This is a genomic window from Hyphomicrobium sp., from assembly GCF_041674905.1.
GTDB lineage: Bacteria > Pseudomonadota > Alphaproteobacteria > Rhizobiales > Hyphomicrobiaceae > Hyphomicrobium_B.
In genome coordinates, this window is record NZ_JBAYUV010000013.1 from 16427 (window position 1) to 31182 (window position 14756).

At 61.6% G+C, this 14756-nt stretch carries 14 protein-coding genes; 7 read left to right on the plus strand and 7 right to left on the minus strand.

The window, feature by feature from the left end; genetic code table 11:
* Nucleotides 1-243 precede the first annotated feature (243 nt).
* Together WC026_RS07530 and WC026_RS07535 are read left to right on the plus strand one after the other, a co-directional pair.
* Nucleotides 244-621 carry a DUF5330 domain-containing protein gene (locus WC026_RS07530; protein WP_372710219.1) on the plus strand — a complete coding sequence of 126 codons (378 nt, stop codon included), beginning with the start codon at nt 244-246 and terminating at the stop codon, nt 619-621.
* Nucleotides 622-703: 82 nt separating this feature from the next.
* Nucleotides 704-1111, plus strand: coding sequence for a SufE family protein (locus tag WC026_RS07535; protein ID WP_372710220.1), 408 nt, complete (start codon nt 704-706; stop codon nt 1109-1111).
* Here WC026_RS07535 and WC026_RS07540 read toward each other — a convergent pair whose 3' ends face one another.
* From WC026_RS07540 to WC026_RS07550, 3 genes are all read right to left on the minus strand, one after another.
* Nucleotides 1112-1684, minus strand: coding sequence for a DUF6456 domain-containing protein (locus WC026_RS07540; RefSeq protein ID WP_372710221.1), 573 nt, complete (start codon nt 1682-1684; stop codon nt 1112-1114).
* Nucleotides 1685-1728: 44 nt separating this feature from the next.
* Nucleotides 1729-2130: a helix-turn-helix domain-containing protein gene (locus WC026_RS07545; protein WP_372710222.1), complete on the minus strand. Its 402-nt coding sequence runs from the start codon at nt 2128-2130 to the stop codon at nt 1729-1731.
* A gap of 581 nt (nt 2131-2711) precedes the next feature.
* Nucleotides 2712-3113 carry a MucR family transcriptional regulator gene (locus WC026_RS07550; RefSeq protein WP_372710223.1) on the minus strand — a complete coding sequence of 134 codons (402 nt, stop codon included), beginning with the start codon at nt 3111-3113 and terminating at the stop codon, nt 2712-2714.
* 339 nt (nt 3114-3452) lie between these two features.
* On the opposite strand from WC026_RS07550, the gene WC026_RS07555 reads away from it, so the two are divergent.
* Nucleotides 3453-5621, plus strand: coding sequence for a S9 family peptidase (locus WC026_RS07555; RefSeq protein WP_372710224.1), 2169 nt, complete (start codon nt 3453-3455; stop codon nt 5619-5621).
* A gap of 264 nt (nt 5622-5885) precedes the next feature.
* On the plus strand, nt 5886-6233 hold the full coding sequence (locus WC026_RS07560; protein WP_372710225.1) for a GIY-YIG nuclease family protein: 348 nt from the start codon (nt 5886-5888) through the stop codon (nt 6231-6233).
* Nucleotides 6234-6755: 522 nt separating this feature from the next.
* Here the strand turns inward: WC026_RS07560 and WC026_RS07565 are convergent.
* Both WC026_RS07565 and WC026_RS07570 read right to left on the minus strand, forming a co-directional pair.
* Nucleotides 6756-6890 (minus strand): hypothetical protein, encoded by a 135-nt coding sequence (locus tag WC026_RS07565; RefSeq protein WP_372710226.1) that lies wholly within the window; start codon nt 6888-6890, stop codon nt 6756-6758.
* Nucleotides 6891-7060: 170 nt separating this feature from the next.
* Nucleotides 7061-8389: a hypothetical protein gene (locus WC026_RS07570; RefSeq protein WP_372710227.1), complete on the minus strand. Its 1329-nt coding sequence runs from the start codon at nt 8387-8389 to the stop codon at nt 7061-7063.
* Between the two features lie 812 nt (nt 8390-9201).
* Between WC026_RS07570 and WC026_RS07575 the strand changes: the two genes are divergently transcribed.
* A complete protein-coding gene (locus WC026_RS07575; protein WP_372710228.1) occupies nt 9202-10377 on the plus strand; it encodes a peptidoglycan-binding domain-containing protein in 1176 nt (391 codons plus the stop codon).
* Between the two features lie 33 nt (nt 10378-10410).
* Here WC026_RS07575 and cutA read toward each other — a convergent pair whose 3' ends face one another.
* Nucleotides 10411-10716, minus strand: coding sequence for a divalent-cation tolerance protein CutA (cutA, locus tag WC026_RS07580; RefSeq protein ID WP_372710229.1), 306 nt, complete (start codon nt 10714-10716; stop codon nt 10411-10413).
* 121 nt (nt 10717-10837) lie between these two features.
* Here cutA and WC026_RS07585 point away from each other — a divergent pair, with 121 nt between their 5' ends.
* Nucleotides 10838-11620, plus strand: a complete 783-nt coding sequence (locus tag WC026_RS07585) for an NAD kinase (RefSeq protein WP_372710230.1) — start codon at nt 10838-10840, stop codon at nt 11618-11620.
* A 517-nt stretch (nt 11621-12137) separates the two neighbouring features.
* On the opposite strand, the gene WC026_RS07590 is transcribed toward WC026_RS07585, so the two are convergent.
* Nucleotides 12138-12713: a nitroreductase gene (locus WC026_RS07590; protein WP_372710231.1), complete on the minus strand. Its 576-nt coding sequence runs from the start codon at nt 12711-12713 to the stop codon at nt 12138-12140.
* Between the two features lie 92 nt (nt 12714-12805).
* Between WC026_RS07590 and WC026_RS07595 the strand changes: the two genes are divergently transcribed.
* Nucleotides 12806-14722: a VWA domain-containing protein gene (locus tag WC026_RS07595; RefSeq protein WP_372710232.1), complete on the plus strand. Its 1917-nt coding sequence runs from the start codon at nt 12806-12808 to the stop codon at nt 14720-14722.
* Nucleotides 14723-14756 lie beyond the last annotated feature (34 nt).

The following is a 14756-nucleotide window of genomic DNA, read 5'->3' on the forward strand; positions in this document are numbered from 1 at the left end:
TCTTCGCGGCTCCCGTTCGCCCTCTGCAGGGTCTTCCGAGACTATGGAGACCAGCCGTTAAGGTCTTCTTAACTGTCGAAATTTGGCACGATCGGAATGCGAAGCATTTTATCTAAATTTGCATCAAATTCGCATCGAAGACTGTTCGAATTGTACCGCACACGCTAGCGCGGTCTTGAACCGGCTTTGGTATGACATCGCGACGGGACGCTCTTCTCCCGTTTAACTTTGCGAAGGTCGACCATGGGCTTGTTGCGTATCGCCACAATCGTTGCCATCGGGGTTGCCGTGCTGCCGTCGGACCATGAGCAGCAGCAGCGCCTCTACGAGCGCGCCGGCACAACCGCGCAATGGGTCGTCACATTCTGCGACCGCAACGCCGGCACATGCGCCAAGGGCTCGGAATACTGGTCAATGTTCGTTGCCAAAGCCCAGTTCGGAGCCAAACTCGCCTACGACATGATGCGCGATAGGCAAGGCGCGGGAAGTGACACGGCTGCGGCCGATCATGACGATCGGCCGTATAAGCCGGCCGTGCTCGAGCGCGAGATGGGAACCCTGACGCCGTCCGACAAAGAACCGGCCTGGCGCGGCAAAAAGTCGAGCAAAGGTAGCATCTAGGCGCAATTCGAGCCTTGCCCCGACCGGGTCCGGCCACTTATTTCTAGGTGGCGCCCGATGAGCGGGCTGCTTGGATTTTCCGATGACGATTAACGACATCCGCGCCGACTTCGCGCTCCTCGACGATTGGGAGGATCGCTACCGGTACGTGATCGAGCTTGGCCGGGCGCTGCCGCCGTTACCCGAAGACCTGCGGACCGAAGCGAACAAGGTTCGCGGCTGCGCCAGCCAGGTCTGGTTGGCGACGAAGCCGGCCGCTAACGGCATGGACATGCAGGGCACGAGTGACGCTCTGATCGTGCAGGGCCTGATCGCCGTGCTCTTCGCCGTCTACGAGGGCAAGACACTCGAAGAGATCGCCGCAACCGACGCACAAGGCATCTTCGCCGAACTCGGATTGAGCGAGCACCTCACGCAGCAGCGTTCGAACGGCCTCGCCTCGATGGTGAAGCGCATTCACACCGACGCCGAGATGATGCTCGCCGCCTGATCACGCCGTATCCTGCTCGATCGCCGGACGATAGTCGCTCGCGCCCCAATGACGGACGCGGACTGGCGCGGCGCCGATCGGCTCGGCCTCGCGCAGCAAGCCATAATGGCGGGCAAGCTGGCGCAGCGCGATCTGCAGGATGATCTTGCCGGAACGTTGCGGCCAGCCGCTCGCCTTCTCGCTGGCTTCGAGCCCCTTCAGGTGACAGCAGACGTCGATCAGAACGCCGGCGAGATCGGGACCGACGCTCGCAAGCGCACGTCGCACGCGCTCGCGCGCCGCGATGATGGAATCACGTACGTCCGGCCCGAGATCCGGCGCGCCTCTGCTGCCGCCGCCGCCGCCAAGCAGCATCGACCAGTTGGCCGTGACTCGCGGTGTCATCTGAGCAAACCAGAAATCGGCGCGAAGACGCTCGCCCGCGTCGAATTCCTCATCCGACAGCATCGGCCGCCCGTCCTTGTCCTTGCGTCGCGCGAGCCACGCCAGCGGACTTTCCTTGAGATCGCGCTCGGGCGCTTGATGTTCAGCAGTCTTCGCTGCCGAAGCCGCGGAGCTTCGTCTCGTCGCCATCGTCATACCTCGCAGGAATGGATATTACTTACGAAAGGGCCGCGTCAGTGCGGACGCCGTTTTTCGGCGCGCATGACCAGCGTCGGCAACGCCCAGCCGAGAAGATCGAGCGTCCGGTCCAGGATCGGATCGTCACGCCGGTATTCGACTTTCAAACAGCCATAGGAAACCGTCGTGCGATCCCGGCCGAACATCGCGCCGACATCCGTCAGCGTCATCCCGCAGGACACGTGCGCGAGATACATCGCGATCTGCCGCACCGACGCAATGCCTTTGGCGCCGCGCGTGCCGTGCCATAGTGCGCCGTTCTCGACGCCGAATACGCTCGACATCGCGAGATCGAGCGCCAGACGCGCCTGACGATATTGCTGCTGGTCTGCGACAACCGAAAACGCGGGGCCGCGTTGGCGCGTCTTCAACGCCAAGGTGCGAGAGGCTTCAAGCATGTGTACTTCTCATGGTCTGAACGGATTCCCAAAGCGGATGCGCTTCGTTGCTGCGGTGCCGGCCAAGGTCGCATTGCCGTCTCATGCAAAGGCAACGAGGGGAGGATAGGTCCAGCGCGACGAGCGGGGATAAGTTTTTTATTCGCGCCCTCATTCACCTTACCCGCAGAACACAACTCGCAAACTTATCCCCGTGCCCGTGCGCTGCAGCACAGTACGGCATCATGCAAAGCAACGTCTCGATACGGAACATCACTACGCGGACAAACGGCTCCAAGGCCGGCCGCTTCAATTCGAAGGCCAGATACGTTGATGATTCGCAGCGCGTATTGCCGCTGTGGCCGCACGAGCGCGATGATCGAAGCCTCGAGGGGCGAGAGAAACTTATTGCAGCACTCGAGTGTGCGCTGCGGAGAGAGCGCCGTTACGGCCGCGCGGGTCATCCCGTCTATGACCTTGAACGCCACGCATCGCTCAGCCGGATATTGAAAGAGGAACGCGCAGCGCTCACGGAGCTTCTGTCTCGCGTTCACCAATCGCGGCAGCGGCCGCAAACGTGAAATGATGCGCCAGGGCGAAAATCAGCGCCGCGTTCCGAGGCCCATCTTCTTGGCAAGCTGCGAGCGGGCGTTGGCATAGTTCGGCGCGACCATCGGATAGTCCGGCGGCAAGCTCCACTTCTCGCGGTATTCCTCAGGCGACAGATTGTAGTGCGTGCGCAGGTGCCGCTTCAGCGATTTGAACTTTTTTCCGTCTTCGAGACAGATGAGGTAGTCCGGCATCACGGATTTTTTGATCGCGATCTTCGGTTTGGCTTCTTCCCGTTCCGCCGGAGCACTGCGTCCGGCGGCGCGGCTTAGCGCGGCATGGGTTTCCGCGATAAGCCCCGGCAGATCCGTTGATGAAATCGAATTGTTGCTGACGTAGGCAGCGACGATGGTCGCCGTGATCGTCACAAGTTCAGGCTGGGACGGACTGTCCATCGATATGTCTTTCGCTTCTTCTTTCTGTCCGGCTTCGGAGGTACGCCTAAGAGATGGCAAGCTTCTAGACATATCGCCAGGACGAGTTCTTAGCCATATTTTGGTATTGCATTAACCCGCCCCAAATTGATCTTGTCTTCACTTATGAAAGCTTTGACTACAGCTGATCTTCATTGTCAATTGCGAGACCTTGACACTTCACAGCATCGCTAATGCTTGGCACGGCGGTCACTCAATTGCGACGTTGCTTCGATCCCGGCTCGTCGTTGACGCGGACGGCTAACGGGTCAAGAAACCGTGCGACGCCAATGCGCTCCCGAATGAAAGGCTTCCCATCCCATGACCGCGCCGATCGCCCCCGCTTCCCGAGATCAGGTTCCTGCGACGGCTGAGACATCCCCACCGGAAGCGCGGCGCGAACCGGTGACGGCAACTCATCACGGCGTCGTGCTCACCGACGATTATGCCTGGCTCCGTGCCTCCAATTGGCAGGAGGTCATGCGTAAGCCGGCGACGCTCGCGGCCGATATTCGCGCCTACCTCGAAGCCGAGAACGCCTACATCGATGCGACACTCGCCGATACGAAAGCGCTGCAGGAAACACTTTTTCTCGAGATGAAGGCGCGGCTCAAGGAAGACGACCGCCAGGTGCCGCAGCCGGACGGTCCGTACGAATACTTTCCGCGCTTCGTGAAAGGCGGCCAATATCCCGAGCTTTGCCGTATCGCGCGCGGCGGCTCGGCTGACGATGCCGAGGTTCTTCTTGACGGCAACGCCGAGGCCGAGGGCAAGAGCTATTGGGATCTGGGCGCCGCCGCCCATTCGAACGACCATCGCCTGTTCGCCTACGCGACCGACGACAAGGGTTCGGAGCTTTACACGGTCCGCATCCGCGATCTCGCGACGGGCAAGGACCTCGCCGACGAAATTCCCGATACGCGCGGCAGCCTGGAATGGTCGCGCGACGGCTCGACGCTTTTCTACATTAAAGTCGACGATCATCAGCGGCCGCTCTTCGTCTACAGCCACAAGCTCGGTACGCCCGTGAGCGACGATAAGCTCGTCTACGCCGAAAAGGATTCAGGTTTCTTCGTCGGCCTCTCCTCGACCCAATCGAAAAAGTTCATCCTGATCGACATCCACGATCACGAGACGAGCGAAGTTCACCTGATCGACGCCGACAGCCCGGACGAGCCGCCGCGCATCGTCGCCGGCCGCCGCGTCGGCCACCAGTACAGCGTCGAGCATCATTGGTCGTTGTTGATCATCACCACCAATTCCGAGGACGCGGAGGATTTCCGCGTCGTCGCAACGCCCGTGCACGCGACGAACGAAGCCAACTGGCGTGAGATCGTTGCGCACAAGCCGGGCCGCCTGATCCTCGATGTCGGCGTCTATGAAAACTTCATGACGCGCCTCGAACGCGAGAACAGCCTGCCTCGCATCGTCGTGACGCCGATCACCTCGGGCATCGTCGTCGATCGCGATGTCCTCGATCTCTCCGGCGAGCACACGATCGCCTTCGAGGAAGAAGCTTACGCCCTCGGCCTCGCGTCGGGCTACGAGTTCGAAACGAACAGCATCCGCTTCACGTACTCATCGCTGACGACGCCCGCCGAAACCTACGACTACGACATGGCGACCCGCGAACGCGTTCTGCGCAAGCGCCAGGAAGTCCCGAGCGGCCACAACCCGGCCGACTACGTCACGCGGCGTCTGCTTGCGCCTGCCGAGGACGGCGCGCTCATTCCCGTGACACTCCTTTACAAGAAAACGACGCCGCTCGACGGTTCGGCACCGCTGTTCCTCTACGGCTACGGCGCCTACGGCATTTCGATGCCCGCATCGTTCTCGACGGCGCGGCTGTCGCTCGTCGAGCGCGGCTTCATCTACGCGATCGCGCATGTCCGCGGCGGCAAGGACAAGGGCTTCCGCTGGTACACCGACGGCAAGATGAAGAAGAAGAGGAACACCTTCACGGATTTCATCGCATCCGGCGAATTCCTCGTGCAGCAGGGGTTGACCCAGCGCGGCCGCATCGTCGCCAACGGCGGTTCTGCGGGCGGCATGCTGATGGGCGCCATCGCCAACATGGCGCCGGATCTCTTTCTCGGCATCATCGCCGACGTGCCGTTCGTCGACGTGCTGAACACAATGCTCGACAAGGATCTGCCTCTGACGCCGCCGGAATGGCCGGAGTGGGGAAATCCGCTGACGAACAAGGACGACTTCGACTACATCCTGAGCTATTCGCCCTACGATAACGTCGAAGCGAAGCGCTATCCGCATATCCTGGCGTTGGCTGGCCTCACCGATCCGCGCGTCACCTATTGGGAACCGGCGAAGTGGATCGCGAAGCTCCGCGCACGCAACACCAGCGACAACCTCGTGCTGCTGAAGACCAACATGGGCGCAGGCCACGGCGGCGCCTCGGGCCGCTTCGACGGCTTGAAGGACACCGCACTGAATTTCGCCTTCGCGCTGAAGGTGACAGGGCTGACGGGATAATCCGATGTCCTGAGAGTTCACTGCCGCCACACGCGACAAGTGGAAAACGAAGCGTGCCGGTCTCGCCATGGAGCAGCAAACGAGCCCGCGTCTCATGTCCCGTGGATGGCCGCCTGCGCGGCCATGACGGTAGAAATATGGAACAAGATCCATCGACCTGACATGTGAAATCGTCATTGAACAAATATGCGCAGACCATACTCAACCTCCGTCATGGCCGCGCAGGCGGCCATCCACGCAAGCCATTCAAACGCGGATTAACGGATGCGCGATCACCGTCCGAAGCAGCCGTGTGTTTATTTGCTCGCGAGCCGTCCGAATAGCGTTCTCTACGCCGGGGTTACCAGCGACCTTGCGCAACGCATGTCGTTGCATAAGCAGGAGCTCATCGACGGATTTACGAAGCGCTATTACGTCACTCGGCTTGTCTATTACGAAATGCACGAGACGATGGACGCAGCCATCCGGCGCGAGAGCCAGATCAAAAAATGGAAGCGGGCCTGGAAGGTTCGTCTGATCGAACAGATAAATCCAGAATGGCGCGATCTCTTCGACGAAGCGACTGGAGAAATCTTGTTCGCCCCCGCTGACGTCGAGCGGGAGAGATCATGAGCAAGCATCCAAGCCGTCGTGGATGGCCGCCTGCGCGGCCATGACGTGAGGCGGGATGTCGATATCAAAACCGCCGCAATAGCGTTGGACAAACCATCCGTGTTCGGAGTGCCAGGATTTCGACAGCGATCCATGGAGCGCCATATCGAAGCCGGGAGAGTTACGAAACGCTCTCGCGCAAAACTGGCCGTCAAGATTTCAAAGCCGTCGTGGATGGCCGCCTGCGCGGCCATGACGTTGTGTGATTATTTATTGCGGCGCGAGAGAATACTTTGATCAGCGTTGCGAGATTATATTTGCGCGATGCCCAATTCCGTCCTCGCCGCCTGCGCGGCCATGACGCTTGTCGCTTAAAGCCGATCGAGAACCTCGGGGCGCTTCATGAACATTCGTCTTATCAACGTCATGGCCGCGAAGGCGGCCATCCACGATCGTCCCGACGACTGCTCCGCCTCGCCTTCTCCCAAAAACAAAAAGGCCCGCCGTAGCGAGCCTTTCATCCGCGAAACAAAGTGTCGCCGTTCAGCGCTTGCCGCCCGGCTTCTGCGATTTAGAGAAGGTCGCTGAGACCGAGCCCGATCCGGCCGGCGGCTTTGGGGCGGCGGCCTTTTTCGGCTTGCGGACTTCCTTGTTGGAATGCTGTTGGCCCTTGGCCATGGGAGAACCTCTTGAGGTTGTGCCGTGTCGCCTTTGTTTATAGGGCGCACCGATTCGACTCTTGCATACTGCCTATCTGACGACTAGCGCCGATCATCTGCAGCGCATTGAGCTTCCCCCAAAAACAAAAAGGCCCGCAGATGCGGGCCTTTCGTTTCAAAGGAGCAGCGCTAGGCTGCGACCGTGCCGAAGGTAGGCGATTTCGTAGCCTCCTCAAGTGCCATGTCGGATTTGAGTGCGATACCAATATACCGGACTCGACCGGCCACCTTCTCCTTTTTCACGCCCAGCTCGGCGAATTCACGCGCGAAGCTCGGAAGTGCTGCGGGTTCCTTGTTCTTGGTGTCACACCAAGAGCAATAGTCCTCGTAAAGTTCAGTAGCCGTTACACTTGATCCGTCACGGACCTCGACATTCTCCTTGTAGAAACGTTCGGTGTTATTTTCAGGGGCGAGACGCGCAACCGGAGCTGCGACTCTCGTTTCGACAACCTTCTGCTCGACCTGATGCACTTCTGCGGGCCGGGCTTCGATTGCAGGCACCTGGACAACTTCGCGTTCGAGAGGAATCTCGATCGAGCGGTTGTCGTTGGCGCCGGAACGCGGCTTGCTTTTCTCAACGGCAATCGGTGTGAGCACCGGAGCCGCCACCGCTGCCGCAGCGGTGCTTTCTTCTGCCCTTGCCAGATTCGGCGCGGCAGACTGACGGTCATAGAGCCGCCACTGACTGAATGCGACGTACATGCCGAACCCAGAACCAATTTCGAGCAGCAGCGCCACGAACAACGTCAAGGCCATCTGCACGTTCTCGATCTTGATGTTCGGGAAGAACGCCGACGCAAGCTCGGTCAGAACCTTGGCTTGCGGATCGGCTTCCGACAGCGCAGGCGTACCTGCGGCCGCATCAATCTTCGATCTCAACTCGGACATCCGGACATCGGCGGTCTTCGCCGCGCTCGCGGATGCAAGCTCAGCATCAAGGCCGGTCAGCTTCTGACAGAACGATCGTTCCGTCTTCGAATTGACGTCCTTGCAGCCGTTCGACCATTTCCAGGCCTTCTGCATCTTGAGACCGTCGATCTCGCTTTGCACCGCCTCATAGGGCCGATGCTGCGGAATCCAGCCAGCTTGCTCTTCGGCACGCTTCAGCTCGGTTCTCAGATCCTGATACGACTGAGCCTCCTGCGCGCGATGCCCGGTCGAGTCGAAGCGGTTCAACGCTGCGTGTCCGAGCGCCGAGGTCATCGAGTAGGTCGTCACGACCACCCAGACCAGCGCCGACGCAGCCGCCTGCGACCAGATTCTGTTTCGAACAGCGGCGAAGAAGAAAAACGGTATCAGTGCTTTTAAACAGTCGGCCGCAGCGGAGGCTGCGCCATAGATTTGGCCATCCAGCTCGGTGCGTCCGAGACTGAAACCAAAACGCCAGTTCATTGCGGCCGACACGGCTAATAGTACGCCGGCTGCTAGAACCCCCAACACGCCTAAAACGTGTCTCATTTCGTGTGCCCTCTCCTGTGAGGACCGGTTTCGTGACGCGATACAAGACCGGCCATTTCGGCTTGTGGCTGCCTGCCCGAGGGTGGCGGCGACCAATGCTCCGGAACGCACAACCGGCACGGCTGCGAACGATATCCTGCTTGTCCGGCTGTGAGCTCCACCGTCATCCCCATGACAGTGGCAGACGAGCAACTAGGATACTGCGCAAACCACGCGAGCCAAGAGCTACCAATCTCCGTCGAGTTGAAGATGCCACGCCGGTTCGCCGCTCGAATCCGGTGGATGACTTTTCCTCAAGGTCGACGCGAGGCTGGAAAACGTAAACGCGAATTAAACTCCCCTCGCCCCCAGCCGTAACTGAGTCGACCTGGGTTGTGAATCGTTTTGATAGGAGAATCAGAATTCTAGGTTTTGCCGTGCGCCGAGTTTCGAACGCGGAGCGCCTCTGTGCACAGCGATCCGGCTCGGTTGATAACAGAGCGGTTTTCCAGAGGTTTTGCACCGCCTGTCCCAGCTTCGCCATACAAACGCGATAGCTGCGCACGCTATTCGCGCATTTAATACGGCGTGAGCAAATCGATCCCTCTGTGTCGATCATGTTACAGCATCGCGCTTGCGAGTTTCCCCTTACAACCGTGCGCGCTTTGGTGCATTCTCAGGGGCGGCGCGGATGTATGCGGCCGCGCGACGGCAAGTCCTTCAGCTGGCATGTCCGAGGCCATCGCAGCCGCTGAAAAGGACGAAGGTCGAAATCGCCGATCGCGATGTCGATCCGGTCATTGCGCGTCGCCGAGTTGAGTGGAGTTTGGGCCATGCAGCAGTTCGGTGGATGGCTGTTGTTGCTCTCGGGCGTGGTGGCGTTGGGCGGTTATCTAACTTTACCGCCGGCACCCGATGACATCCCCGATCCCGCCGAGATCTCACACGTTTCAATCGTGCCCTATCATGCGCGGCGTCCGGGCGAACCCGCCATGCGCACGTTCTCGCCTGCGTCCGCGACCTACCGTGATGCGCTGAATGCCGACATTGGGCAGGCAACGCCGGCACGCCAGCCGGCGTCCGCCACCTGGGCCGCGACCGTGATTTCAGAACCGTCGCGGAGCGCCACGCTGAGATCCGCGAAACCCGCCGACGCACGGACCCGCTTCGAGCTTGCGCGCGACCTCCAGCGCGAACTCAAGCGCGCAGGATGCTATTGGGGCGATATCAACGGTCTCTGGAATCCATCCACCCGACGCGCGATGTCGGCCTTCATGGATCGCGCCAATGCGACCCTGCCGATCAAGTCGCCGGACTACATTCTTCTGACCCTCGTTGAAACACGCAGGGAGATTTCCTGTTCATCCGGCTGCCCGTCGGGACAGACGATGGATCAATCGGGACGCTGCGTTCCGCACGCGGTCATGACGCAAGCCTCGAAGCGATCGAAGCGGCCTGATACGCGCGTTGCGTCTGAGACGCGCGATGCATCCAGTGCGCGGGCAGCCGCCGATCCCGCAAGCGTTGCCGCAGTCAAGGCGGAACAACTGCCGTGGCTCGACCGGAGTGGCCGCTCGATCGTAGCGGAGACATCGCCGCGCATAACGCCGCCTCCGGGTATGATGTCCGTCGGCGGCCCGGGCACCAGAGATGGCGCCGGAGAGTCTACTCTTTCAGGCGAGCCGCTCTCTCAGAAGCCGCTCGCTCAGAGGATTGTCATCGAACGCGACGACCGCATGGTCGCCGAAAGCTCAGATGCCACAGACGCAGCAGCGAACCCTGAGAAACTCGCGGCATTGTCGTCCGACAGCGACGACGCATCGCCCGCCGCGACGACAGAGTTTGCACCGGCCGTCAAGGCGGGCAAATCTCGCCGCGCTAAGCACGAGCGCGACTGGAGAGACGAGCGGCCTCGGCGCTCAACTTACGGCAGCCGCTCGCGTCGCGGCGATCCGAGGCCCGGAACGATGCGCTATAATGTGGCGCAAGTGCTCGGCGGCATTTACTGACGCGCAGACCGACGTTGAAGCTGCGCGCGGCGATCAGAACCTCGTCCCCTCGCGTACCCACGCGAGATAATCCGCGTTGCCGCCGGAAACCGGCAGCACCAGCACCGCCGGGGTTTCATAAGGATGCTGCGCCAGGATGTGTGCGACGGCGCGCTCCGCGCCTTCGGCTCCGAGCTTGGCGATCAGCACGGCTTCGTCGGACGTCTCCGTTGCACCCTTCCAGACATAGACCGAGGTCATGCCCGGAAGCACATTGACGCAGCCAGCGATCCCCTGCTCGACCATGCCCCGTCCGGCCGCGAGCGCCGCAACACGGTCAGGGTACGTCGCATAAATCATGACCACGGCCTCCGCTGGCGCGGCAACACCTGCTCCTTTATCAGCCTCTAGGGGCTTGTCGTTTTCCGGCACTTGAGCGAGCCTCCCTGCCGCCGTAGGCCCCGCATCAGCAAAGCCACACATGTCCAAAGAAAAACACAAATTCGAACGCATCGCCTTCGTCGCGAGCGACGTGCCAGAGGCGATCGAGGCCCGCAAGGCGCTGATCAAACGCTACGGCAAAACCGATCCGGCAAATGCCGATGTCATCGTCGCGCTCGGCGGCGACGGACTGATGTTGCAGACGTTGCACCGGTTTATCAACGATAAGATCCCAACCTACGGGATGAACCGCGGGTCCGTCGGCTTCCTGATGAACGACTACAGCGAAGACGATCTCCACGAACGGCTCGCGGCCGCCGAGATCAGCCGCATCCATCCGCTATCGATGATCTCGACCGACAGCACGGGAAAAGCCCACAAGAGCCTCGCGATCAACGAAGTCTCGCTGTTCCGGCAGCGCTATCAGGCCTCGAAATTGAAGGTCGCCATCGATGGCAAGGTCCGCCTCGAAGAGCTGATCTGCGATGGCATTCTGGTCGCGACGCCCGCAGGCTCGACGGCCTACAATCTCTCCGTACACGGCCCGATTTTGCCGATCAAGGCCGCCCTCCTCGCCGTAACGCCGATCAGCCCGTTCCGTCCTCGCCGCTGGCGTGGCGCGCTCGTCTCCAACAAGGCGCACATCACGATCACCGTGCTCGAAGCGGAAAAGCGTCCGGTCAGCGCCGCCGCCGACCATTTCGAAACGCGTGATGTCGTGAAAGTCGAGGTCGAGCAGGCCCGCGCGATCGAGCTTTATATGATGTTCGACCGCAACCACGGCCTCGAAGAACGCCTGCTCGCCGAGCAATTCAGTTATTGAGTGGCGCCTTGCGACTCCGCTTCGCGGAGCTGGCCGCAAGGCGCGGGGCGCCCCCACGTCCCGGGAGGTGAGCTATAGGACGCTCCCGTGGATGGCCGCCTGCGCGGCCATGACGGGAAGTGGGATCGCAACGGCGGCGCAGTCACAGTGACGTTGGATTAGCGCCCCCTGTTCAGATGGCTGTCTTTCTCGTGCGAGGGCAATGTTGCGCCTTTGGCGCCAAGTTTTTTATTCGTCATGGCCGCGCAGGCGGCCATCCACGACAAGGTCCGAAACAATCGCCCGATCGCCGACGCGCCCCCCAAAACCGACTGGCCTCCTCGGCCGCACGGGAAAGACCCGAGGGCGAAGGAGGCCATGATTTGGTGAGTATGCCCGGCGTCTCTGCCGCTGGCGGAGCGGTGCTGATCCCGCCGCAACGGATGACGTCCGAAGCACGCATTTCGTTAGAATGCCGCCAATCCCCTTAACAATCGGTTAAAGGTTTCGCCGCTGGCGGCCCAAACCGCGCACCAGCCTACGCCGGCCACTCGGTGATCAGGGTCTCGATCACCGGCCGCTCTCGCTCATCCGGCTTTTCCATCGGCTGGCCCATATAGATGAACCCGACGATCCGTTCCGACTCCTTGAGGCCAAGCGTCTCTCGTACCGTCTTGCTGTAGGCGACCCACTCCGTCAGCCACGACGTGCCGAAGCCCAGCGCGTTGGCGGCAAGACACGTGTTGTAGCAGACAGCCGCCGCGGACAGGACCTGCTCCCATTCGGGCGCGCCGGGCCGCGCCTTGATCGATGAGACGACGGCCACGACCAGGGGGGCACGCAGGAAGCGCTCGCGCTCCATGTCCAGCCGGACGTGCGACGGCGGCTGGCTTTCTTCCGCTTCGCAGGCCTTGGCGAAAACGTTCCCCATGCTTTTTCGCGCATCGCCCTCGAAAACGATAAACCGCCACGGCGTCAGCTTTTTATGGTCGGGCACGCGCGCACCGACCGTCAGAATTTGCCGCAATTGCTCAGGGTTTGGACCGGGCGAGGCGAGGCGATCCGGCTTCACCGAGCGCCTTGCCGCAAGAAATTCAAAAATCGGGGTATTCATGTCGTATTCCGTCTCGTTCTGGTTGCCGTCTCGCTATCGTAGGCCGTCGCCTGTTACAATTGGAATCAGGACGAAATTGGCGTGAGGGGACGATGCGCCTAGGGATTTTGCAATTCGCCGCAGTTGTGACGGCCGCAAGCGCCGCCGCGTTCTCGGGTGCACACGCCGACGATACGCCGACGGCTATGCTGATCGTTGACGGCTCAGGGTCGATGTGGGCGCGGCTCGCGCCCGACAACAAGCCGAAGATCGACATCGTGCGCGAAAAGCTCGCGACCATTCTTCAGACGCCATCGTCGACGCGCGTCGGGCTCGTATCGTTCGGTCATCGCCGTCGCGGTGATTGCAACGACATCGAGCTGATCGCGACTCCCGATAGTCCGCGCGACGCCCTCCTCGTCCCGCTCGCGAAGTTGAATCCCAGAGGTCCGGGTCCGGTAACGGCCGCTTTGGAGGTCGCAGCCGAAGCTATCGGCACGTCACGTCCGGCGCAGATCGTCATCGTTAGTGACGGCGCCGACAACTGCCAGCGCGACACCTGCGTAGCGGCCGACGAATTCGCGAAGTCGGCGCCTGGCGTCGCGGTGCAGGTCATCGGCATCGGAATACCCGCGTCCGACCGGCCGCGCATCGCCTGCGTCGCACAGGCGACGGGCGGGCATTATTATGACGTCACGGACTCGAACGGGCTCAACGCGGCGCTCGATGAAGCGACGAAATTTGCGATCCTCGCGCCTGACGCACCCGCCGTCGCCGCGAAAAGCCAAGCGCCAGCCGCCCCCCCGCCTCCCGCAGGCGCGACGCTGCGCGCGTCAGCTAGCCTTGCGCAAGGAAGCTCGCTCCTCACGGTGCCGATGCGCTGGCGCATCTTCAAGGCGGGCGAAAAGTCCGTCGCCGGACGCTCGAACGGCCCCGACATCAGCGCCAAGCTCGAGGCCGGAAGCTACGACATCGAGGTCGAACTCGGGTCCGTCGTCGCACGGCAACAAATCACCGTCACGGATGGAGCCGCCGAAAGCATCATCATTCCGCTCGACGCGGCGCACCTCAAGGTCAATGCATCCGCCGCCAAGGGCGGTGCGCCGTCGCCAACCGCAACGATGACGATCGCCGCCGAAGACAAACCCGTCGCCATCGCACGAAACGGCGCGATCGATCTCTATTTGCCGCCCGCCGACTATACCGTAACGATCGCCGACGGCATCGCGCATGCGAGCCGGACCATCTCGCTCAGTGCGGGTGACGTTAAAACCGACGACGTGGCGCTCGGCACCGGGCGCGTCGATCTCTCGGCAACGACCGGCGTCAACGGCGCGGCACCCGATGACCTCGTCTACACGATCTTCGAAGACGATCCTGAAAGTCCGAACGGGCGGCGCGAGGTCGCCCGCTCGCACGCCAGCGAAGCGAGCTTCGTCCTGCCGGCCGGGACGTACTACGTCAGCGCGCGGTCGGGTGCCGCCGATGTCCGCCAGCGGATCGCGATCGGCATCGGCGAAACCGTGAAGCAGACGTTGTCGCTCGGTCTCGCACCGTTGAAGCTTTCGACCATTGTGGCGGGAGCGCCCGCGACGGCGGCGCAGGGCATCGTCTATCGCATCGACAAGGCCGATGGCGACAAGGCGCGCATCGCCCGTGCGGTCGGGCCAGAGACGGCCTTCTCCTTGCCACCCGGCCGCTATAATGTCAGCGCCACGCTTGCAGCCTATCCGCTGTCGACGGCTCAGGAAATCACGCTCGAAGCCGGCAAGCCCGTTGAAGCAACGCTGAGGATCGAGGGCGGAATGGTCAGCTTCCGGCCGCCCGCCGAAATCGCCACCAGCGACATTTATTGGGAAGTGACGGACCAGAGCGGCGCACCCGTATGGCGTAAGACGGGCCGTGATGCGAAGACGCTGCTGGCGCCCGGCCGCTACAAAGTCCGATTTGAATCGCAAAGCATACGCCGTGAAACCGACTTCGACGTTCGGGCCGGCGAAACGAAAGATGTCGAGATCGGCCGAGGATGATGCAGGCTCTGAACCAAGAGAATTCCGCGAGACA

What these genes read in the sequence shown, in the direction of transcription:
- WC026_RS07560 (WP_372710225.1), top strand. Translation starts at nt 5,886, where the DNA reads ATGCGCGATCACCGTCCGAAGCAGCCGTGTGTTTATTTGCTCGCGAGC.
- WC026_RS07565 (WP_372710226.1), bottom strand. Translation starts at nt 6,890, where the DNA reads ATGGCCAAGGGCCAACAGCATTCCAACAAGGAAGTCCGCAAGCCGAAA.
- WC026_RS07530 (WP_372710219.1), top strand. Translation starts at nt 244, where the DNA reads ATGGGCTTGTTGCGTATCGCCACAATCGTTGCCATCGGGGTTGCCGTG.
- WC026_RS07540 (WP_372710221.1), bottom strand. Translation starts at nt 1,684, where the DNA reads ATGGCGACGAGACGAAGCTCCGCGGCTTCGGCAGCGAAGACTGCTGAA.
- WC026_RS07545 (WP_372710222.1), bottom strand. Translation starts at nt 2,130, where the DNA reads ATGCTTGAAGCCTCTCGCACCTTGGCGTTGAAGACGCGCCAACGCGGC.
- WC026_RS07550 (WP_372710223.1), bottom strand. Translation starts at nt 3,113, where the DNA reads ATGGACAGTCCGTCCCAGCCTGAACTTGTGACGATCACGGCGACCATC.
- WC026_RS07590 (WP_372710231.1), bottom strand. Translation starts at nt 12,713, where the DNA reads ATGAATACCCCGATTTTTGAATTTCTTGCGGCAAGGCGCTCGGTGAAG.
- WC026_RS07585 (WP_372710230.1), top strand. Translation starts at nt 10,838, where the DNA reads ATGTCCAAAGAAAAACACAAATTCGAACGCATCGCCTTCGTCGCGAGC.
- WC026_RS07555 (WP_372710224.1), top strand. Translation starts at nt 3,453, where the DNA reads ATGACCGCGCCGATCGCCCCCGCTTCCCGAGATCAGGTTCCTGCGACG.
- WC026_RS07575 (WP_372710228.1), top strand. Translation starts at nt 9,202, where the DNA reads ATGCAGCAGTTCGGTGGATGGCTGTTGTTGCTCTCGGGCGTGGTGGCG.
- cutA (WP_372710229.1), bottom strand. Translation starts at nt 10,716, where the DNA reads ATGATTTATGCGACGTACCCTGACCGTGTTGCGGCGCTCGCGGCCGGA.
- WC026_RS07595 (WP_372710232.1), top strand. Translation starts at nt 12,806, where the DNA reads ATGCGCCTAGGGATTTTGCAATTCGCCGCAGTTGTGACGGCCGCAAGC.
- WC026_RS07570 (WP_372710227.1), bottom strand. Translation starts at nt 8,389, where the DNA reads ATGAGACACGTTTTAGGCGTGTTGGGGGTTCTAGCAGCCGGCGTACTA.
- WC026_RS07535 (WP_372710220.1), top strand. Translation starts at nt 704, where the DNA reads ATGACGATTAACGACATCCGCGCCGACTTCGCGCTCCTCGACGATTGG.